The 20,968-nt window shown below is 62.0% G+C and carries 14 protein-coding genes; 7 read left to right on the top strand and 7 right to left on the bottom strand.

Features of this window, described 5'->3' with window-relative positions:
• The coding region (locus VFI82_05555; protein HET7184128.1) for an MBL fold metallo-hydrolase at positions 1-540 on the bottom strand (540 nt) is incomplete at its 3' end.
• A gap of 201 nt (positions 541-741) precedes the next feature.
• On the opposite strand from VFI82_05555, the gene murJ reads away from it, so the two are divergent.
• Positions 742-2,397 carry a murein biosynthesis integral membrane protein MurJ gene (murJ, locus tag VFI82_05550; protein ID HET7184127.1) on the top strand — a complete coding sequence of 552 codons (1,656 nt, stop codon included), beginning with the start codon at positions 742-744 and terminating at the stop codon, positions 2,395-2,397.
• 10 nt (positions 2,398-2,407) lie between these two features.
• Here murJ and VFI82_05545 read toward each other — a convergent pair whose 3' ends face one another.
• The 3 genes from VFI82_05545 to VFI82_05535 all read right to left on the bottom strand — a co-directional run bounded on the left by VFI82_05545 (position 2,408) and on the right by VFI82_05535 (position 4,061).
• On the bottom strand, positions 2,408-2,614 hold the full coding sequence (locus tag VFI82_05545; protein ID HET7184126.1) for a hypothetical protein: 207 nt from the start codon (positions 2,612-2,614) through the stop codon (positions 2,408-2,410).
• A 99-nt stretch (positions 2,615-2,713) separates the two neighbouring features.
• Positions 2,714-3,124, bottom strand: a complete 411-nt coding sequence (locus tag VFI82_05540) for a polymer-forming cytoskeletal protein (protein ID HET7184125.1) — start codon at positions 3,122-3,124, stop codon at positions 2,714-2,716.
• A gap of 499 nt (positions 3,125-3,623) precedes the next feature.
• Positions 3,624-4,061, bottom strand: a complete 438-nt coding sequence (locus tag VFI82_05535) for a CBS domain-containing protein (GenBank protein HET7184124.1) — start codon at positions 4,059-4,061, stop codon at positions 3,624-3,626.
• A 219-nt stretch (positions 4,062-4,280) separates the two neighbouring features.
• Here VFI82_05535 and VFI82_05530 point away from each other — a divergent pair, with 219 nt between their 5' ends.
• The 5 genes from VFI82_05530 to acnA all read left to right on the top strand — a co-directional run bounded on the left by VFI82_05530 (position 4,281) and on the right by acnA (position 16,351).
• Entirely contained in the window at positions 4,281-5,885 is a 1,605-nt protein-coding gene (locus VFI82_05530; protein ID HET7184123.1) for a VWA domain-containing protein, read from the top strand.
• A gap of 38 nt (positions 5,886-5,923) precedes the next feature.
• Positions 5,924-8,395 (top strand): protein kinase, encoded by a 2,472-nt coding sequence (locus VFI82_05525; protein HET7184122.1) that lies wholly within the window; start codon positions 5,924-5,926, stop codon positions 8,393-8,395.
• A 61-nt stretch (positions 8,396-8,456) separates the two neighbouring features.
• Positions 8,457-10,700: a HEAT repeat domain-containing protein gene (locus VFI82_05520; protein ID HET7184121.1), complete on the top strand. Its 2,244-nt coding sequence runs from the start codon at positions 8,457-8,459 to the stop codon at positions 10,698-10,700.
• Positions 10,701-10,787: 87 nt separating this feature from the next.
• Complete coding sequence (locus tag VFI82_05515; GenBank protein HET7184120.1) at positions 10,788-13,340, top strand: RNB domain-containing ribonuclease; 2,553 nt, start codon at positions 10,788-10,790, stop codon at positions 13,338-13,340.
• Between the two features lie 164 nt (positions 13,341-13,504).
• Positions 13,505-16,351, top strand: a complete 2,847-nt coding sequence (gene acnA, locus VFI82_05510; GenBank protein HET7184119.1) for an aconitate hydratase AcnA — start codon at positions 13,505-13,507, stop codon at positions 16,349-16,351.
• A gap of 103 nt (positions 16,352-16,454) precedes the next feature.
• Here acnA and VFI82_05505 read toward each other — a convergent pair whose 3' ends face one another.
• Entirely contained in the window at positions 16,455-17,135 is a 681-nt protein-coding gene (locus VFI82_05505; GenBank protein HET7184118.1) for a hypothetical protein, read from the bottom strand.
• Between the two features lie 115 nt (positions 17,136-17,250).
• On the bottom strand, positions 17,251-18,363 hold the full coding sequence (locus tag VFI82_05500) for a deoxyguanosinetriphosphate triphosphohydrolase (GenBank protein ID HET7184117.1): 1,113 nt from the start codon (positions 18,361-18,363) through the stop codon (positions 17,251-17,253).
• Positions 18,364-18,444: 81 nt separating this feature from the next.
• On the opposite strand from VFI82_05500, the gene VFI82_05495 reads away from it, so the two are divergent.
• Positions 18,445-18,759 (top strand): hypothetical protein, encoded by a 315-nt coding sequence (locus VFI82_05495; GenBank protein HET7184116.1) that lies wholly within the window; start codon positions 18,445-18,447, stop codon positions 18,757-18,759.
• A gap of 73 nt (positions 18,760-18,832) precedes the next feature.
• Here the strand turns inward: VFI82_05495 and VFI82_05490 are convergent, their stop codons facing one another.
• A complete protein-coding gene (locus tag VFI82_05490; GenBank protein HET7184115.1) occupies positions 18,833-20,935 on the bottom strand; it encodes a tetratricopeptide repeat protein in 2,103 nt (700 codons plus the stop codon).
• Between the last annotated feature and the right edge of the window lie 33 nt (positions 20,936-20,968).

Here is a 20,968-nt window from a genome sequence, read left to right as displayed (position 1 = left end):
CGGGTACACCAGCACGTCATCGGGAAGCTTGAGCAGCTTCTGGTGGAGGCTGTCGTAGAGTGCGCCCGCAAGCTGCTGCGGCGTGTAGCCCTCGGCGAGGTCGGGGCGGCCGACGTCGCCGATGAAGAGCGTGTCACCGGTGAACACGGCCCAGGGCTGGTCAGCGCTCTTCTCGCGATCGGTCACCACCAGGCAAGTGCTCTCCGGCGTATGGCCGGGAGTTTCCAAGGCGCGGATCTCGATCTGCCCAAAGCGGAGGGAGAAGCCGTCACGCAGAGGCACGTTGGGAAACCGGGCACTGGCCCGCTCTCCAATGTAAATCTTCGCGCCGGTTCGCTCCGCCAGTTCGCGGTGGCCGGAAACAAAGTCGGCATGCAAATGAGTTTCGAAGATGTGCGCGATGCGGACGCCGTGCTCCGCGGCGGCTTGCAGGTAAATCTCGATGTCGCGTTGGGGATCGATGACGGCGGCAACACCTTCGGAAGCGATCAGGTAGGAGGCGTGGGCAAGGCAGTTGAGGTAGAACTGCTCGAAGAGCATGGTCGGGCTCCTCCGGCGGCAATAGCTTACCACCGCAGAGAGGTCCGATCGGGCAATTGTGTAATCGGGGAAAGTGAGCAACGGCCCTTTTCACTCTGACCCGATTATCCATTTCACTTTAAGCGACCCGCTCGGGCAAGTTATAGGACTCACAACTCGCAACTCGGAAGGGGAAAGTCGCAGGATACAATCGCGCTACCGATGCCAACTCCCGCCGAGTCACAGCCCGGAGTGGTGGCGCGCGCGCTGCGACTGCTGCGGCCGTCGCACCAGCACAGCGCGTTCAGCGCCACCTTGCTGTTGATGGCGGCGGTGATGCTGTCGCGAGTCATCGGCTACGTACGGGAAGCCTACATCGCATGGGCATTCGGCGCCGGGGCGCAGACCGATGCATACGTTGCCGCCTTCACCCTGCCGGATTGGCTCAACTACATCGTGGCGGGCGGGACGGCCTCGATCACTTTCATTTCCATTTACACGCGATTCCTGGCGGAAAAGCGGGAGCGGGAAGCGGAAAAGACGTTTTCCGTGATCATCACCGTGATGAGCACGGTGATGCTGATCGGAATCGGCATCACCGAGGTGTTGACGCCGCAGATCGAGCGGCTCATCTTCCCGGCTTTTTCCGCCGCGCAACTGCAGCTGTGCGTTCACCTCACCCGTATTCTCCTGCCGGCACAGTTGTTTTTCTATGTCGGCGGGGTGGTGTCGGCGGTGCTGCTGTCGCGGCGGCTGTTCCTGATCCCGGCGCTGGCACCGATCCTTTACAACGCGGGCATCATCTTCGGCGGGCTGTTAGGCGCGCGGCAGTTTGGGATTGCCTCGCTGGCGGTGGGCGCGGTCGCGGGAGCGTTCGTGGGCCCGTTCCTGATCAACGCCATCGGGGCGTCACGCACCGGCATCCGCTACCGCCTTTCATTCGATGTCCGCGACCACGCATTTCGCGACTGGGTCTGGCTTTCCATCCCGCTGATGCTGGGCGTGTCGCTGGCCACTGCCGATGACTGGATCCTGCGCTATTTTGCCTCCGGCGGAGTGGGCGACATCACGCGGCTCAATTACGCCAAGCGTTTGTTCGCGGTGCCGATTGCGGTGCTGGGCCAGGCGACAGGACAGGCATCGCTGCCGTTTTTCGCGCGCCTGTGGGGCGAGAAGCGGGTGCGGGATTTTGCCGGCGCGGTGAACGGGTCGGTGTACCGCCTGGCGGCAGCGTCGTTCCTGGCGACGGCCTGGATGATGGCGACCGCCTTGCCGGTCATTGACCTGGTATACAGACGCGGGCGGTTCACCTTCGCCGACTCGCGCGAGACGGCGTCATTGTTCTTCTGGTTCGCGCTTTCGCTGGCCTTCTGGTCGGCGCAGGCGCTGTATTCGCGGGCATTTTACGCGACCGGCAACACGGTGGCGCCGATGGTGGCGGCCAGCATCATCACCGTCGCGTCGCTGCCCATCTACTATGCGCTGTTCCATGCGCTCGACGTCGTGGGACTGGCGATTGCGTCCGACATCGGGATCGCGGGAAACACGCTCGCGCTCGCCATCATGCTGCATCGAAGAGGCGTCATACCGTTACCGGGCTTGAACTGGCGTGAGCTGGGCAAAGCCGCAGTGACGGCGGTGATCGCCGCCGCGGCGGGCATCAAGGTTGCCGAAATTGTGCGCGTGGCGGGCAGCCGCCGGGCTGACTTGCTGTCGCTGGTATTGGCGTCAGTGACGTGGGCAGGAGCGGTGGCGGGCGGATTGTGGATTCTGAGGTCGGAATTGCCGAAGGACCTGCGCCGGAAGAGGGCACAACCTACGGCAGTGGCAGTGGAACAGGGAACAGCGGCCGACTTGGGTGCGGGGGTCGAGCCCTGAGCAGGTTGACTCAACCAATCTGGCGCATGTTGGCCCAGTCGTAGGCGATCTTCTTTCCGCAATCAAGACAGACGATGTAGTGCGTGGTGGCTGCGCTGACAACTTCCCATTCTCTAGCCACGGCAGACGAGCCGACCGGAGCCGCCGCCGCAAACGGCTGGGAGGTGTGCTTGTGGCGGCAGGACAATGCGAGCAATTGAAGAATCTTCTCGAACATGGGGGAAGTCCCGGCTCAGAAAAAGAATCGCAAGTCCCGGGCCCGCAGCGTTGCCGGCGCGAACCCAGGACCTGCATCCAGCCCAATTCGTACTAAAAACTAAGCGCGGGCAGCAGCCGCGGATGTCCCGGTTGCGGTCTCAGCCGGCAAATTGTCCTTGGCCTCGCCATTCGCCTTCTGGCCGGGCTTGCGGATGTCAATGCCGCCCTTGAAGTAGGCGCCATCTTCGATGGAGATGCGCTGCGCAATGACGTCGCCGGTCAGCGAGCCTTCATTGCGGATGTCGACCCGATCGCTGGCGACGAGATTACCGCGCACCTTGCCGGTGACAACGATTTCGCGGGCATTGATGTTGGCATTGACCACGCCATTGCGGCCGATGGTGACGCGGTTCCCCGACAGGTTGATGGAGCCTTCGACACGGCCGTCGATGTAAAGCGATTCCGAACCAGTCACTTCGCCCTTGATGACGAGCGATTTGCCGATGGTCGCCTGGTCTTGCGAATTCATAGTGGCATTCCTAGGAGCTGCGGCGGGCGTAGGCTCCGCCGGAGGTGTCAGGTTGGGCGTGCTCGGACGCTGCGGTTCCGGGTTTGGAGTTGGCCCCCCGGTGGTGGGCTGGTTCGTGGGCTTCCACATCGCTATTCAATTCCTTTCAGAAGGGGTTCTTTGGTTGCTTCGCACTTCGCTGGCCAAACCCGGTTCCGCAGGATTATCCCCACGTAATCCGGTTTCCTCTCCAACAGAAGCGAGTTGCTGGGTGCGTCCACCGTTGTAGCACATTTTTTCCACCGATGGACGACGAAGCGACTCGCCAAGCGGTGTAAATCTTCGCCCCCGGGTGGCATTTCTTATATCGGGGGAAGTACCTACCGGGGAAATCGATTCGCGCTTAGAAAGCGGCTAAACCCAGGTGTTGCCGGGGTCGAGCGCCAGGGCAGCAGGACAAAATATGGGCACGGGTGTAGCGGCTATCCGCAACAACCGCACCAACGGCCCTCGTCTTTCGTTATCCCCCCATGGCGTCGTTGGTGATGTACTGCTCCATGGTGTCGAGGCGATCAGTAAGCTCATCGACGCGCCACTGGAGCAAATTGCGAATGGAGAGCATGCCGACCAGGCGGCCGCGGTCGTCAACAATGGGGAGGTGCCGGAAGTGGCGCTCCATCATGATGGAAAATGCCTCGCCTGGCGACGTGTCCGGGGTAGCCAGCACGACCGGCGTAGTCATCAGTTCGGCGACCGGAGTTTTTGCCGGATCCTTGCCGCTCAGGGCAAGTTTGCGCAAGACATCGCGTTCGGTGAAGACCCCGGCGACGACGGCATCGTCATCCAGCACGGTGACTGCTCCAACGCGGTGATCGAGCATGAGCTGGATGGCTGCGGAGGCGCTGGTTTCCGGACGGACGGTGGCCGGCTGCTCGTCACAAAGATGGAGTAAGCCCATGGTGGCTCCTTCGGAAAATCGATGCTCCCACACCCTGCGGGAAAAGGGAGGAATTATGACCTCGCCGTCGCTCGACTGCAAGCCATGATCTCCGGCATCGAAATTTTGCGTGCTCTCGCGCCTTTCAGAGTTCCCGGATTTCGTTGGCGATTCCGCTCACAGCCGCGCCGAACCGGCATCTAAGCAGGAAAGCACGCTACGTACTCCCCCCGAGGCCTTATGTACCGCGAGAGCGTAAGCTCCGAGTTCGGCCGCCCTGCCGGCGCCGTCTGCGCGGCGATCATCATTTTTTTCCTGGCCGGCGTACCGCGAGCTGTCGCGCAGGCCACCGATACCACGCATATTGACGCTTACCTGAAAGCGATCACGCAGGCCAATACGAACAGCCGCCTGTCCGCCCTGGAGCGATTCGCTGCCGGCGCGCCGACCAGCAATTTGAAAATGGACGCGTTGGAGTGGATTGTCTGGGACGAAGAGCAGACGCACAATGACGCGGCCGCGGCGAAGTGGGCGCGGGAGTTGCTGACGAGCGATCCCGATAATGCCCTGGCACTCGCGGTCTTGACGGCCCATCAACAACGGCCGACGGTTGCGGTGCGGCACGCAGCGTCCACGCGCCGCACGGCCGAGGAAGATCCTGTACAGCGCGGATTATTGAGCCTTGGCCGCTTGCGGCGTCCAGAGGGCATGAGCTTCGACGAGTTTTCGCGTTTGCGGCAGTATTCGCAGGCGACGTTGGCGGCGGCGGCGGGATCGGAGGCGCTGGAGCGAAAGGATTATTCCCTCGCCAGGGAATTGCTCGGGCAGGCGGTCGCAGCCTCGCCTAATGATCCGCGCCTGGTATATGCGCTGGCGCTTGCCGACTTGTCGGGAGACAAACCGAACCGGCAGCAGGGATATTGGCTGCTGGCGCGCGCAGTGAACCTGTCGGGAGGACCTGCGGCGGCACGCGACGTCGAGCAGTTTGGCAGGAAAAAATACAAGGAAGATGGCGGCAGCGATCGCGATTGGGAGCAGTACCTGGCTAACACCGCGGCGCCGGGAGCGAGTGCGGCCGCCACCGTGGTTGCGACCGCGAAGACGGCGCAAGTTGCTTCGGCGAATGTTTCGAAACCTGCGTTGTCGGGGACTAAGGCACACGGGTCGAAGACACGCGCCACACCGGCTTCGGTGTCCCGCACGGGATGGAAAGGCGAACCGGAGCCGCCGGCTGAATCCACTGCTGCCGCCAATTCGTTGCCGCCGATCTCTTCCGAGGCAGCTTTCCCGAGACGCACCGGTCCACCGGTGTCCCTCGGCATTCTGCTGGAGACCTCGACGACTCGCAAAGGCACGCGGCAAGCCATCGTCAATAGTCTCAGCGACCTTGTCCGACGCCTCGGCCCGGAAGATGAAGCTTTCATTCTCTCGTTCAGCAACGACCTGGTCTTCGAGGAAGATTTAACCGGCGACGCGAAGCGCCTGGAGAAGGCGCTCGACCAGATCAAGCCGCATCCGGGCACGGCATTGCTCGACGCTGCCGGCTTTGCTGCCGGACACCTGCGTCGCATCGCGAAAAACGACAGCCGTGTCCTGCTGGTGATCTCCGACGGCAAGAACGCCAGTAGCCGTATTCCCACACTCGCCTCGTCGGCGGAAATCCGTGCCAGCGGCGTGAAAATCTATTGCATCGGCGTGGACGTGAACGGAGATGAAGGCATATATCGCCTGCAAGGGCTGGCATCGGCAACCGGCGGAACGGCGGCGTTCATTACCGCGCCCAACCAGTTCCGCGCCGCCGCCCAGCAGGTGGCGGGGCATATCGGCATTCGATTTGACTATTGAACCCAAGCGCGTTGATTTTGGGGCGTGGCAGACCTAAGATGCCCGATGCTGCGGAGCAAGCTGCCGTGATCGGGCAAACCATCTCGCACTACCGCATTGTGAAAAAGTTGGGCGGCGGCGGCATGGGCCTGGTCTACGAGGGCGAGGACACGCGCCTGGGCCGGCGTGTCGCCCTCAAGTTCATCCCTGAAAACGTGGCCGGGAACGGCGGCTCGCTGGACCGATTTATCCTGGAAGCCCGCGCCACCTCTTCTCTGAATCATCCCAATATTTGCACTATTTTCGATATCGAGTCGCATGACGGCCTGCCCTTCATCGTCATGGAACTGCTGCAGGGACAGAGCCTGCAGGACCGGCTGGTGCGTGGCCCGCTCGACGCGCGGGAAGCGCTCGACATCACCATCCAGATCGCGGACGCGCTCGATGCCGCGCACGCCCAGGGCATCGTTCATCGCGACGTCAAGCCGGGCAATATTTTTCTGACCAATCGCGGACAGGCGAAGATTCTGGATTTCGGGCTCGCCAAGCTGGCCCCGGATCAAACCCTGGTGACCGCCTGTACGGCCGCGGAAAGCGATGGCAACGGCGCCCACGCTCCGCGTCACCGCCCCAGCGAAGCCCTGACCGAAACCAGCGTGATTCCCGGCACGACCATGTATATGTCGCCGGAGCAGGCCCGCTGTGAGCCAATCGATGCCCGCAGCGATTTGTTTTCCCTGGGCACGGTGCTCTACGAGACGGTCACCGGACAAAAGCCGTTCCTGGCGCGCACTTCGGTGCTGGCCCTTGCCGCCATCCAGCATCAGAAGCCGGTTTCGCCGTTAACGTTGAACCCTTCACTCCCGGCGCGGCTCGAGGCGATCATCGGCAAGCTGCTGGAAAAAGACCGGGACATGCGCTATCAAAGCGCGCGCGCGCTTGCCAACGATCTTCGGGCGCTGAAGCAAGAGCTGGAACTGCAAGCGCTCGGCCTGGTGATGCCGGTTCACGTCGCTCCCAGCCGCACCTTCCGCAAGCTAAGCTTGCGACAGATTTATGCGCTGGTCGGAATCGCGGCGGCGCTGGTAATGATTCTGCTGGTGGTGACGGTCTGGTGGGCAAAGCACGGCCGCACGCCGGCTCCGGTAGCAGCCAACAACACGATCGTCGTGCTGCCCTTTAACAACGTCAGCGGCGATCCCGACACCGATTACCTGCGCTTCGCCGTTCCCGACCAACTGGTCAAGATTCTTGCCTACACACCGTCGCTGGAAATACGTCCGGTGCCTTCGGGGGCAAAATACCTGCAAGGAAATTACGATCCGCAGCAGGCCGGACGGGAGTTGCGAGCCGCCAATGTCGTGACCGGGCACTACATGAGCCAGGGCGATCGCCTGATCATCACCCTGGATGATGTAGACACGCGCTTCAACCGGCTGGTATGGCAGGGGACCGTCACGGTGCCGACTGCGAACCTGCTGACGCTGCAGGAACAGCTCGCCGCCCAGGTACGGGATGGGCTGTTGCCGACGCTGGGGGCGCAGACGTCGCTGCTGGCGAGCGCCACACAACCGCACGACGCGACCGCCTACGATCTTTACCTGCGCGGTTCGGCGCTGCCTCACGATCCCGCGCCCAACAGCACCGCGCTGACCATGCTGGAGAGGTCGGTCGAGCTGGACCCGAAATTCGCGCCTGCCCTGGATGCCCTGGGCCTGCGCTACTACTACGAATCCCAATACTCCGGGGCAGGGCAGGAAGCGGTGCAGAAGTCGGTAGCGGCGTATGAAAAAGCTCTCGCGCTCGACCCCAACCTGATCTCTTCGGCGGCGCACCTGATCCGCTTGCGAGCCGAGGCAGGCGCGATTGGGAAGGCGTACAAGGAAGCGGCCGACCTGGTGAAACGCCGTCCGGAAAACGCCCAGGCGCACTTCACCCTGGCGTACATCCTGCGTTATGCAGGACTGTTGCACGACGCTGCCCAGGAATGCGATGCCGCGGTCACGCTCGATCCCGGCAACTACGATTTCCGCTCCTGCTCGTTCGTCTTTTTTGAACTCGGCAATACCAAGCGCGCTCTCGAGTACGTGCGCCTGGACAGCGGTTCCGACTGGGCTGCCAGCGTGCTTCCGGCAATCCTGGTGCGCGAAAACAAGCGTGACGAGGCGCGCGTGGCCGCGGCCAAAATCTCCTCCCGGCCGGCCTGGTACGGCGGACTGCTGCAGTCTTGCCTGAAACCGGTGGCGGAGGCGGAGATGCACAAGCTCGCCGGCAGCGCCGCAGCCGGGATCCTGGCGCAGCGCGATCCCGAGTTCCGTTATTACCACGGCTCGCTGCTGGCCTGGTGCGGCGAAGAAGAGACGGCGGCGCAACTGATCGGCAGCGCCATCGAGCAGAACTACTGCTCCAATACTGCGCTGCATGACGATCCGGCACTGGCCAAACTTCGCGAGACGCCCTTCTTCGCACCGCTGGCCGCCCAAGCCAGGCAATGCCAGGACCGGTTCACCACGGAAACCGGCCGGCGGTGATTACTGTCGTAGTACCGGGCATGGAAATCGCGGCGGAATGGACATAAGCTAGCCTCGTTTTATGGACTCGCAACAGCTGAAAACGGTTGGCTTGCGGTTCGCGCGCGCGCTCCAGATCGCGGTGCGCACCTCCGGCATGTTGTCGACCGAACACAACGTTGCCGCCGGCCCCATCCAGGAAAGCTTCAACCTGCTGAACACCATCCTGAAAGAGCAGCGCTCGTTCACCTTTGGTTTCAGCGACGACCGCATCCTGGTGGAAAACGTGCTCACCACGGCGCGAGGGCTTACGCAACTGGAGGAAGATTTTCTTAAGCGCGGCATCAGCGCGCTCCGTTTCGAAGCGGGGATTACCCTCGCGCGGTACAAGGGGGTGTTGGAAATACTGGCCACGCCGTTGAAGAAAATCCAGGAAATCGGCGGCACCGACACCTTCCTGGCGCGGCAGCATGTCGAGAGTGTCCGGATCATCCATGCCGGCAAGGCGCAGAGGCGTACCGCGAGCGGGGATACCGTCCTGGAAATGGATGCCGAGGCGTATCTGCGGGCCCAGCAGGGGGCGACAAGCAGCGTGGCAGCGTCGTTTCCCGGCCTGCTGGACACGGCCGCCGGCCCCGCTATCGGCAGTGGGGGACCGGACGCCATCCTCTCCCGGGTCACGCCCATGGTGGAGTCAGCACTTTGCGGAAACGAAGGTGACCCGCAGCAGGTATACCTGTCGCTGGCGCAGATGTTGCGCGGGGTGCGGCCCGACATGGTCCTGGCAGCATTTCCAACCGCCCGGCAAGAGGAAGTAAAGTCGCTGCCTCCGGAGGAGATGGCGGCGGAACTGATGCAAGCCCGCGCCATGGACTGGGCCACGCAGCAACTGGCCTCGGTTCCGGCCAGCGGCGGCGATGCGTTCATCGTCGAAGAACGCGTGGTGCAAGCCCTCGCCCGCAGCCTGCACGCTACGCAGATGGCGCAAAAGCTCGCCGGCCGCCTGTCGCAATTTTTCCAGGAGTACAGCTTCCCCACGCACCTGGTGGAAAAGGTCCAGACCGAGCTGAACTGGATCGCCTTGCCGCCAGAGGAAAAGCACAAGCGGCTGCTGGAGGTCGAACATTTTGACCGCACCGACTTTTCCCGGCTCATGGAACATGTGCGCGACCAGATGCGCAAGGGGTTCGCCGCGGACGCTACCCAGGTGGCTCTGCATTACTTGAAATTTCTCGATCGCGACCCCGACCAGATCGAAGTGGAGGAACTCTCCCGCCTGCCGGAGCTGATCAATGCCATTGCCGGGGTGCATACCGGCTTCGCGCAGACGACCACCGATAAGCTGCTGGAGCTGCTCCAGCGCGACGTTTTCGAGTCGTTCCGTCACATGCAGGTCCTGAATGCGCTGGTGGCACTGTCCAAATCGGCCGCGACGTACGAGGACTACGAGGTTGTGCACAACATCGGTTCCACCATGGAGCAATTGCTGGCCGCCGACGGCGAGCGCCACGCGCCCTGCTGCGGCAAAATGCTTTCGCACTTGCTGCCGGAATCGTCCTTTGAGCGCGTCGTAGAGCTGTACCTGGAGAAGAGGACCGATTCAGGCTGGTCCCGCCGTACCGCCGCCATCATCCACCGCGCCGGAGTGCCCGCCGTCGAGTTCCTCTTCCAGCGCCTGGAGAGCGAAGAAGCGGGGCAGAAGCGAATGGCCATCATCCGGTTGATCGCGCGCATGGGCCTTGTCGGGATAGAAGTGGTTCGGCAGCGCCTTTCCGATCCCCGCTGGTACGTGGTGCGCAATGCCTGCGTACTGCTGGGTGATCTTGCCGACCCCGATATGTCGGTCCACATGGCGCCGGTGCTGCAGCACTCCGACGTGCGGGTGCAGCGCGCCGCCGCATCCGCCCTGATCAAGACCCGCGCTCCCGGCCGGGCGCCGCTGCTTGCCGCGGCCTTGCCGTACCTGTTGGGAGACGTATTGGAACAGGCGCTGGACGAACTGGTCTTCTTGAAGGACCCAGAGACGGTAGGCGATCTGGAAAAATTCCTCTATTCCGATTCGCCGGGCCGCAATGCAAACCTGATGCGCGCGGTGCAGGCACTGGCGGGAATCGTCTCCGAGCACTCCACCGCGGTGCTGGCGCTGGTGGTCAACGACCGCAGCATGCCGCTTCCATTGCGGAAAATCGCGCTCGAGGCCCTGCTCCGCAACGGTACGCCGGCGGCGCGCGCGGCGCTGGTGAGTTTCACCGTAGCCTTCCCCGACGATCCCCTTACCGGCGACATACGGAGCGGGATCGGCGCCCGCGTTGCCTCTGCCGATTAACCTGTCGCACCCACGGCTCGCACGCACGGCTTCGAATTCATCACTACATAATCCGCCCTTCCATGAGCCAAGGCATCCAATCTGGCGATGATTCCCGATACCGCCATCCTGGGGAAAATCGCGCAACAGCCAAAGCAGGCCGCCGGACTGAAACAACTGGTGCGGGAACTGGGAATTCGCGGTGATGAGCGGCGTGACTTCGTTCAACGATTAGAGGGGCTGGTGCAACGTGGAGAGTTGGTCGCACAGGATGGCGACCGCTACGCCATTCCCAAGACGCCTTCTCGGAGCAACCTGGTTGCGGGCCGACTCACCATGCACCGCGACGGATACGGCTTCGTGATCCCTGAGAGCGAGGAACTGCGCTCGCGCCTGGACGGCGACATTTACATCAGCCCGCAGAACACCGACAACGCCATGCACGGCGACCGCGTGCTGGTGGAGTTGCGTCGCGAACGCGGAGACGGCCGCGCCGAAGGGCAGATCGTTCGTGTCATCAACCGCGCGCATTCCACCGTTGTCGGCACCTTTCACTACGGTCCGCGCTACGACTATGTCACGCCAATGGACGAAAAAATCACGCTCGACATCGTGATTCCGCGAGGCATGTCGCATCCTTCGGGCATGGAAAAGCCGGAGCACAAGATAAAAGAGCGGCACCGCGTTTTGGGAACCGAGGCAAAGCGGACGGAAATCGCCGAGGACATGGAGAACGTTGTCGTCGATGTGGAGATCACCGACTGGCCCACCCCCACGCAGAATCCGCGCGGGCGGGTGGTCGAGATCCTGGGTTACGAAGACGACTTCGGCGTGGACACCGAAATCGTTATTCGCAAGTACCATTTGCCGCATCGCTTTCCCACGGCGGCGCTGGAGGAAGCACAATCGTTTGAGAACATGATTCCGGCGCGTGAACGCCGCGGCCGGCGCGACTTTCGCAGCCTGCCCATCGTCACCATCGATGGTGAAACGGCGCGCGATTTCGACGACGCTGTGTTCGTCCGCCGCATGCACAATGGAAATTTCGAGCTGCAGGTGCACATCGCCGATGTCGCGCAGTACGTGCGCGAAAACTCGACCCTGGATGCGGAGGCGCGCCTGCGCGGCACCTCCGTCTATTTTCCTGACCGCGCGGTGCCCATGCTGCCCATCGAACTGTCGACGGACCTGTGCTCGCTGCGTCCGCATGTCGATCGCCTGGTCATGTCGTGCGTGATGGAGATCGATCCCAAGGGAGACATTCTCCGCTACCAGATCATGCCCGGCGTCATCCGCTCCACCGAGCGCATGACCTATACCGACGTGAATGCCGTCCTGGAAGGCGACAGCAAGCTGCGCGAGCGCTACCGCGTGCTGGTGGACGTCTTCGAGTTGATGCGCGAACTGGCAATGATTCTTAACCGCAAGCGGGCGCGTCGAGGCTCCATCGATTTCGATCTCCCCGAGCCGGTGATCGAGTTCGACGAGAACGGGCTGATGAAGGCGATCACACGCTCGGAGCGCAATTTCGCCCACCGCCTGATCGAGGAGTTCATGCTGGCCGCCAATGAGAGCGTGGCCTCGTACCTGGAGAACAAGGAAGTTCCTTCGCTATACCGGATCCACGAGAAGCCCGATCCCAAGCGCGTGTACGAATTCGAGACCATCGCGGCGGCGTTCGGGTATTCACTTGGCGTGGGAGCGCTGCCAGTGAAGCGCTTTTCCTACACCGATCATCGCCGGCCGGGGCGCGGGGCGCAGCGCTCGCGGGCGGGACAGCAGCGGCGCGAGGTGGAGATCCCGCAGGACGTGCACATCACGCCGCACATGTACCAGAAGTTGACGGAGAAGATCGCGGGCAAGCCGGAAGAGCGCATTTTGTCGTACCTGATGCTGCGCTCGCTCAAGCAAGCGAAGTATTCGGAGGAGAACGTCGGCCATTTTGCCCTGGCCGCGCCCACCTACACGCATTTCACTTCGCCAATCCGACGCTATCCGGATTTGATCGTCCACCGCATTCTCAAAGAAGTGTTGCGCAATTCCGCCGAGCAGCATGACGGCCAGGTGGCGGTGGGAACCGGCGTACTGAGCGAGCGGAAGGGCGCCTGGTCAAAAGCTGCGCGTCCGCCCGCGAGCGCGAAAGAAGGTGCGGCGCACGCGGCTTTGCCCTGGAGCAAGGGTTCACCGAAGCGCGCGCGCCACGGCGAGCCCGCGCGGCAGGGGTCCGAGCCCGGCGCCCCTCATGACGGACCTATCCCTGCCGAAGTCCTGCACCAGATTGCCGAAGAATCCTCCGAATCCGAGCGCCGCGCCGACGATGCCGAACGCGAGCTCATGGAATGGAAAAAAATCAAGTTCATGCGCGACCGCGTCGGCGAGGAGTTCGACGCCCTGATCATCAGCGTCACCAAGTTCGGGTTCTTCGTCGAGCTGCATGAGATGTTCATTGAGGGGCTGGTACCGCTCTCCAGCCTCAGCGACGATCATTACGCATATAACGACGGGACGAAACAAATCGTCGGACAGCGCACGCGGAAGAAATACTCGCTGGGCGATCCGGTGCGGGTCATCCTGGACCGAATCGACAGCGTGCAGCGCAAGCTTCAGTTCGCCGTGGTCGAAGAACGTCCTTCCCGCAGCCAGCGGCACCACCGGAAATAATGCAGGTCCCGGGCGCGCACCCGCCCTTGTGTCACATCCTGACGTGACGCTCCCAGGTTGGAATCTGGTTCCGGGAACTCCCATTTGTTTTAAACTGGTGGGTTGGCATCGGCCCGCGGAAGTTGGCCGAGGACGGCCACGCTCATAACAGACTGGACAAAATCATGAAGAACAGCTTTGGCAGTCGATCTACGTTGCGCGTCGGCAACAAGGAATACGATATTTTCGGCATCGGAGCCCTCGACAAGCAGGGCATCTCGACCACGCACCTTCCCTACTCGCTTCGCATCCTGCTGGAAAACCTGCTGCGCACCGAGGATGGAAAATCGGTCAAGGCGGACGACATCCGTTCCCTGGCGGCCTGGGATGCAAAAGCGGCGCCGACGAAGGAAATCTCCTTCACTCCCAGCCGGGTGCTGCTGCAGGACTTTACCGGTGTTCCGGCGGTGGTGGACCTGGCCGCCATGCGCGAAGCGATGGAAAAGCTGGGCGGAGCTCCCGCCAGCATCAATCCGATCTCGCCGGCGGAACTGGTCATCGACCATTCGGTGCAGGTGGACGAATTCGGCACGCAATGGGCATTCCAAGTGAACGCCGACCTGGAATTCCAGCGCAACAAGGAGCGCTACGCATTTCTGCGTTGGGGACAGGGCGCGTTCCAGAATCTCAAGATTGTTCCCCCGGACACCGGCATCGTCCACCAGGTCAACCTTGAATACCTGGCGCGCGTGGTGTTCGTCGGCAAGTCGAACAACGGCAATCGGCCGCTCGCCTATCCGGACACGGTGGTTGGAACCGACTCGCACACCACGATGATCAACGGCCTCGGCGTGCTGGGTTGGGGCGTGGGAGGAATCGAAGCTGAAGCCGCCATGCTGAACCAGCCAGTATCCATGCTGATTCCGCAAGTGGTAGGCGTAAAGCTTACCGGCAAACTGAGAGAAGGTTCCACCGCCACCGACCTGGTGCTCACGATCACGGAGATGCTGAGACGGGAAGGGGTGGTCGGCAAGTTCGTGGAATTCTACGGTCCCGGGCTGCACACGCTGGCGCTGGCCGATCGCGCGACCATCGGCAACATGTCGCCGGAGTACGGCGCCACGTGCGGCATCTTCCCCATCGACAGCGAAACCTTGAATTACCTGCGGCTCTCCGGCCGCAGCGAGGAGCAGATTGCGCTCGTCGAGGCCTACTGCAAGGAGCAAGGGCTGTTCCACACGCCCAATACGCCACACGCAACCTATTCCACCAACCTGCAACTCGACCTCGGGACGGTGGAGCCGAGCGTCGCCGGCCCGAAGCGTCCGCAGGACCGCGTCACCCTGTACAAGGTGCCGGAAGGATTCCGGCAGACGCTGCCGACGTTGTTGCGTCCGGGCAGCAAGATCGCGGACAAAGCCGACAAGCAGGTCGGACGCTTCGAAGGCGAAGGCGGAAGCACCGCGGTCGGCATGGAAGACGAGGAATCGCCCTCGGCGGACAAGCCGATGATGGCCGACCTGCGCAAGGAACTGCGTCATGGCAGCGTGGTCATCGCGGCGATTACGAGCTGCACCAACACGTCGAATCCCTCCGTCATGCTGGCGGCGGGAATTCTCGCCAAGAAAGCCATCGAGCGAGGGCTTTCGACAAAGCCCTGGGTCAAGACCTCACTTGCTCCGGGATCAAAAGTCGTGACCGAGTACTACAAGCAAGCCGGTCTGACGCCGTATCTGGAAAAGCTGCGCTTCAACCTGGTCGGTTACGGCTGCACCACGTGCATCGGCAACTCGGGGCCGCTGCCGGCGGAGGTCTCCGACGTCATCAATTCGCGGGACCTGGTGGTGGTATCGGTGCTGAGCGGCAACCGCAACTTCGAAGGCCGGATCAATTCCGAGGTCCGCGCCAACTACCTGATGTCGCCGCCGCTGGTGGTGGCGTACGCGCTCGCCGGACGCATCGACATTGACCTGGAAAAGGAACCGCTGGGACGCGATCAGCAGGGCAAGCCGGTCTTTCTGCGCGACATCTGGCCCACGACCAAAGAAGTGGCCGACGCGGTCGCGGGAATACGCGGCGAAATGTTCCGCGCAACGTATCGCCAAGTATATGAGGGCGATGAGCGCTGGCGGTCGCTCGACGTGCCCGCCGGCGAGACGTTCGCCTGGGATGCGAAGTCGACTTACATCAAGGATCCGCCGTATTTTGAGGGCATGGGACTGCAGCCGGCGGAGGTCAAAGACATTACCGGCGCGCGGGTGCTGGCGGTTCTGGGGCACAGCGTCACCACCGATCACATCTCTCCCGCGGGATCGATCAAGCCCGACAGCCCGGCGGGCAAGTACCTGATCGAGCACGGAGTGGATGTGAAGGACTTCAACTCCTACGGCTCGCGGCGCGGCAACCACGAGGTGATGGTGCGCGGCACCTTCGCGAACATACGTCTGCGCAACAAGATGGTGCCCAACCGCGAAGGCGGCTTCACACGCCACCTGCCCCAGTGCGAAGAGATGACCATCTTTGACGCGGCGATGAAATACGCGGAGGAGAAAGTTCCGCTGATCATCATCGCCGGCAAGGAATACGGCTCGGGCTCGTCGCGCGACTGGGCGGCGAAGGGTCCGATGCTGCTGGGCGTACGCGCAGTGATCGCGGAGAGCTTCGAGCGCATCCACCGCTCCAACCTGGTCGGCATGGGCGTGTTGCCGCTGCAGTTCCACTCCGGCGACGATCACGAAACGCTGGGGCTGACCGGAGAAGAAACGTACGAAATCGTCGGTTTGCGCGAACTGCTGGATAACTACAAGTCGGGGCAGAAAGTGACGGTGCGCGCCCGGCACGCCAACGGCAGCGTGTGCGAGTTCAAAGCCAGCCTGCGCATCGACACGCCGCAGGAAGCTCTCTACTACAAGCACGGCGGCATCCTGCAATATGTGCTGCGGCAGTTGCTGGCGGGAAAAGAAAAGGCAGAAGTAGTCAGCGCGGGGCTCAGCACGGTGGCCGACCACAAAACCGGAAGCGTGGTGACGTAAAAAAGCAGGAGTTAGTGGTTAGTAGTTAGGAGTTAGCAAAATGCCCGGAGAAGTTTCCGGGCATTTTGTTGGTTTCTGCGATTTGCGTTGGGAACTCCCTGTCTTACTTAAATTCCACCTCGATGAAGTGGGCTTGCTGCTGGCCCATGTTCATCATCTCGTGCGTCGAACCGGCGCCGATCCATTTCACTTCGCCGGCCTTCTGGTGGACCATGGTCGGCGGCTTGCCCTGCGGCATGTTGTGCAGGTCGAGATCGCTGAGCGCGACCACCAGGAACGGAAACTTGTGCTTGTGCTTGTGCAGCATGCCGCCGGCGGCGATCTGCACTTCCTGGACGCGCAGTTCGCTGTTGTCCACAACAATATCGGCCATGCCGCCGTGGCCGACATCGAGACCGCGCTCAGGCTGCTGCTCTTTCGCCTGCGGCTGCTTCTTCTTGAGGACTTCAATGGTGATGTTGCGAAACAGAGTGTCGCCGGTATCGATGAGGCGATGGGTTAATGGCGCCAGCGCGAAGCGGACCTCGCCCTTGCCGGCGTGACCCGTATTGACGGGCCGCCCGACTACCTCGTTCTGGATTTGGGCAGGTTGAAGGATGACGGCAAGATAGTCGTTGTCGTGCCGGTGCAGAAGCGTGGACTGGTGCGGCGGCAGGCTGACGTCGTAGACGCGAGTGTATTCGTTCTCCAGCAGGAGATGATGGTGGGGCTCCTGCGAGATGGGGATGGGGGAGTCGGCGGCGCGCATAGAAAGTGCGAGAAGAAGGAACAAGGCGATTTTCATTCGGCACAATTGTATCGAAGACGCGGGCGAAGCACAGCGGCGCCCGAGGGCGTCCGCCGCCGCCGAGCCCGTGGAGGCACTAATACAGGTGGGAGACCGGTGCCACAGACGCGAATCAACCGCAAAGTTCAGCGTGTTTTTGCAGGATGAAGCTGTCGGTCATGCCGGCGATGTAGTCACAAACCACGCGATGCACGGGTTCGCGCTCGGACTGTTCGCGATAACTGGCCGGCAGCGCCTCGGGATGCGCCGTCCAATGCCGGAAGAGATCGCTCACGACGCGCTCGGCATGGCCCTTTTCGGGGCGTAACTCGTCGCTGAAGTAAACCTTGTCATAAAGAAATGATTTAGCGCGCTCCCGCTCGCGGTTGACCTGGTCGCTGAAGGAGGCGAGGCGCCGCGAGCAGCCGCGCACGTCCTCGGGCGAACTCACGCCGGCATCGCGGATGCGCCGGGATGTGGTCAAGATCAGGTCGGAGACCATGCGGTCGAGCATGGCCTTCAGCGCCTCGTTGAATTTCAGCTTTTCGCGAGCGTCGGGATAGCGCGCCTCCGCCTGCTCGTAGAAACTATTAAACACCGGAATGCCGCCGCGGATCTCGTCGAGCTTGAGGATGTGCGCCTCGAAGCCATCGTCGAGATCGGCGGTGTTGTAGGCGATTTCATCGGTCAGGTCGATGAGCTGCGCCTCCAGCGGAGGGAGCCGGTCCAAGAGGTATTCGGCGAGTTGCGGATAATCCTGCGGGCTGTAGTCGCGCGAATGCTTGATGATGCCCTCACGGACCTCGAAGGTGAGGTTCAGGCCGCGAAAGGCGGCGTAGCGCTGCTCGAAATCCTCGACGATGCGCAGTGCGTGCAGGTTGTGGTCGAAGAAGGAGCCGCGAGCGCGCATGGCGGCGTCAAGCGCCTTCTCGCCAGCATGGCCGAAGGGGGGATGGCCGATGTCGTGAACGAGCGCGAGCGCCTCTACCAGGTCCACCTCAAGCCCGAGCTGCGCGGCGATGGTGCGCGAGATCTGCGCGACCTCGATGGTGTGAGTCAGGCGGTTGCGGAAGTGATCGGAATAACGGCGTGTGAAGACCTGGGTCTTGTCCTCCAAGCGGCGGAAGGCGCGCGCATGGATGACGCGGTCGCGGTCGCGCTGATAGTCGGTGCGATAGGGATGAGGCGCCTCGGGATGACGCCGCCCGCGGCTCCGTTCGACGCGCGCGGCGTAAGGAGCGAGCATGAAGCTAGTGTCCGGTTTCCGATTTCCAGTTTCAAGCGGTTTCCACCGGCCAGAGCAGTAGAATGATTTTGGAGTTGTTGTATGAAGCGGGTCCTGGCGCTCCTGTTCGCCACGCTGCTGACCGGCTGCGGCGGCGTTACCTTCCAAGGAACACTGCTTCCCGCTAATGCCGTGACCGTCAGCGGGCTGGTTACAGTGGTTCACTTTACGGCCACGTCCGACGGCAACGGCACGATGATCGATGTCACCGCCGTCACCATCGTCGGGTCGGGATTGCCACAGACAATCACGTTCTGCGGCAACCAGGGTGGCGCCTTCTTTGTGAACCAGAACGTGCGTGTGAGTTTTACGCCGGGAACAACGTGCGGCACTGTAGTCGCCGTTGTTCATTTGTAACGCGCAAAGCAAACCCGGCCGAGGGCGGCCTGGCTAGAGATCACATTTTAACTTTTAAGAACTGAAACGGAAACTACGGCTTCACCGCCTCAGCTTTGCGCTCGTTCTGCTTGGCAAGCTTCACCTTGGCGCTATCGAGCTTCTTCTGCACCTTGGCGACCTCGGTGTTATCTACGTCGGAGGGCACGCTTTTGGCCCACTCGGTGAGCGCACGCTCCCAGTAGGCCGTCGCGAGCTTCAGGCGTTCCGTCCTTTGCAGAAGGTCTCCCATGTGGTCGAGCACGGTAGGATCGTTCTGGGTGCGATCCATTGCCTTGCGCAGGTTTTCTTCCGCCAGGTCAAAATTGCCGAGCTTGAAATAAGCCCAGCCGAGCGAGTCCAGGTAGGCACCGTTCTGCGGATCCAGTTGAATGGCCTTCTTCACGTAGGTCAGCGCTTCTTCCAGGCGGACGCCGCGGTCCGCAAGCATGTAGCCGAGATAATTCAGGGTAACGGCGTTGTTAGGATCGCCAGCCAAGACCTTCTTGAATTCCTCTTCCGCGCGGTCATACTTTTTCTGGCGCTCGTAGATGGAGCCGGCGACGAAGCTGACGTAGTCCTTCTCTTCCTGTTTCTTGGAGAGCTGCGCCGCCTTGCTCAGCGCCTCTTCCGCTTCCGGCCAGCGTTTCAAGCGGCCGTACATCTGGGCCAGCGAGATGTAGACCTCGCGGTCCTCCGCGGTGCCCTTCAGCATGCCCTTCATCAGGCTGAGACCCTGGTCCGCCTGCCCGGTGTCGGCCAATTGCCCGGCGAGCACCATCTTCAGGTTGCGGTCCTTGGGCACCTTGGCGACGGCTTCCTGAGAGACGGCGGTGGCTTCCTTCCACTGCTTGGCCTCGCGGTAAGTATCAATGAGCTGCTGATAGCCGCGGCTGACGTTGTCGTCGCCGAGGGTCAACATTTTGCGGAAAGTGGCGGCCGCAAGCTGGGTCTTGCCGGTGTCACGATAGATCGTGCCCAGCCGCTCCAGGAACACGGCGCGGTTGTTGCGTTCGCCGGGAGTGTAGTTGCCGTCCGCTTTCTCGCTTTTTTGCAGCAGGTTATTGAGGATCTGGATGGCGTCGTCAAACTTGCCCTGCGCCTGGTAAATGACGGCCATGTTGTACGGGACTTCGAGCGAATCCTGGACCTCGGCTTCGGCTTTTTTCAAGGTGGCCAGCGCGTCGTCGAACTTGCCGCTGCGGCGCTGAATTTCTGCGATGCGCATCAGGCTCTGCACATCGTGCGGATCGGATTCGACGATGGTCTGGTACTGCTCAAGCGCGGCCTCCGTCTGGTTGTCGTTCATCAGGTTCTGCGCCAGGCCACGGATCGCGTCGAGATTGTCGTGATCGCTGTCCACCGCTTTCTTGTAGGCGGCGATCGCGTTCTTGTAGTCCTTCTGCTGCTCGTAGGTATAACCGAGCGCGGAGTAAAGCTTGCTGGAGCGCTGCGAATCCGGGACGCCCTTCAGCACTTGGGCGGCGCGCGCCGAGTCGCCCTCTTCGTTGTACAGGTAGGCGAGGGTGGTGAGGGCCTCTTCCGAGCCGGGGTCGAGCGAGACCGCGGTCTTGAACTCGTTTTCCGCCTTTATCAGTTCGTTGTTCAGACGGTAGAGGCGCCCGAGCAGGACGTGGTCCTCGACATTTTTCGGCTCCAGGCGGCAGATGGCTTCGTACTGCTCGATGGCGCGTTTCAGGATTTCCTGGGATTGCGCGCCGACCTGAGAATCAGGCAAGGAACGAAGATAAATGCGGCCAAGAAGCTTGCGCGCTTCCAGGTTATTGGGATCGCGCTTCACGATTTCCTGGGCCTCAACCACGGCGTCACGAATGCGGCCGGTCTTGGCGTAAAGCTCGGCGAGGCCGGAATTCAGGTACTCGGAAGCCGGGTCGTTCTCGATGGCAAGCCGATACTCGTCGATGGCCTTGTTGGCGTACTCGGGACGGCCGTACATGGCGACCAGTTCCTCGTACATGTGCGCCATGGCGTAGTGATAGTACGCAGCAGCATGGTCGGGTTTCTTGCCCTGCCTGGGCGCGGTTTGCGGAGAAAGTTGCGCCGGCGGCGATGCGGGCTTGGCCGCGGGAGCCGTTTGCGCAACCGAGGCCATAGAGGCAAGCAAAAATACGGCAACGACAGGCTTACCGGAGATCATTGAGGTCCTTAACGAGACAGAACTATCACCACA

It is taken from the genome of Terriglobales bacterium, assembly GCA_035691485.1.
Classification (GTDB): Bacteria; Acidobacteriota; Terriglobia; order Terriglobales; family Acidobacteriaceae; genus JAIQGF01.
Note: the sequence above shows the minus strand (reverse complement) of the source record. Positions and strands in the feature narration are given on the sequence as shown.

Coding starts and splice junctions, on each gene's coding strand:
- VFI82_05515 (HET7184120.1), top strand. CDS start 10,788: ATGATTCCCGATACCGCCATCCTGGGGAAAATCGCGCAACAGCCAAAG.
- murJ (HET7184127.1), top strand. CDS start 742: ATGCCAACTCCCGCCGAGTCACAGCCCGGAGTGGTGGCGCGCGCGCTG.
- VFI82_05520 (HET7184121.1), top strand. CDS start 8,457: ATGGACTCGCAACAGCTGAAAACGGTTGGCTTGCGGTTCGCGCGCGCG.
- VFI82_05540 (HET7184125.1), bottom strand. CDS start 3,124: ATGAATTCGCAAGACCAGGCGACCATCGGCAAATCGCTCGTCATCAAG.
- VFI82_05490 (HET7184115.1), bottom strand. CDS start 20,935: ATGATCTCCGGTAAGCCTGTCGTTGCCGTATTTTTGCTTGCCTCTATG.
- acnA (HET7184119.1), top strand. CDS start 13,505: ATGAAGAACAGCTTTGGCAGTCGATCTACGTTGCGCGTCGGCAACAAG.
- VFI82_05500 (HET7184117.1), bottom strand. CDS start 18,363: ATGCTCGCTCCTTACGCCGCGCGCGTCGAACGGAGCCGCGGGCGGCGT.
- VFI82_05505 (HET7184118.1), bottom strand. CDS start 17,135: ATGAAAATCGCCTTGTTCCTTCTTCTCGCACTTTCTATGCGCGCCGCC.
- VFI82_05530 (HET7184123.1), top strand. CDS start 4,281: ATGTACCGCGAGAGCGTAAGCTCCGAGTTCGGCCGCCCTGCCGGCGCC.
- VFI82_05545 (HET7184126.1), bottom strand. CDS start 2,614: ATGTTCGAGAAGATTCTTCAATTGCTCGCATTGTCCTGCCGCCACAAG.
- VFI82_05525 (HET7184122.1), top strand. CDS start 5,924: ATGCCCGATGCTGCGGAGCAAGCTGCCGTGATCGGGCAAACCATCTCG.
- VFI82_05495 (HET7184116.1), top strand. CDS start 18,445: ATGAAGCGGGTCCTGGCGCTCCTGTTCGCCACGCTGCTGACCGGCTGC.
- VFI82_05535 (HET7184124.1), bottom strand. CDS start 4,061: ATGGGCTTACTCCATCTTTGTGACGAGCAGCCGGCCACCGTCCGTCCG.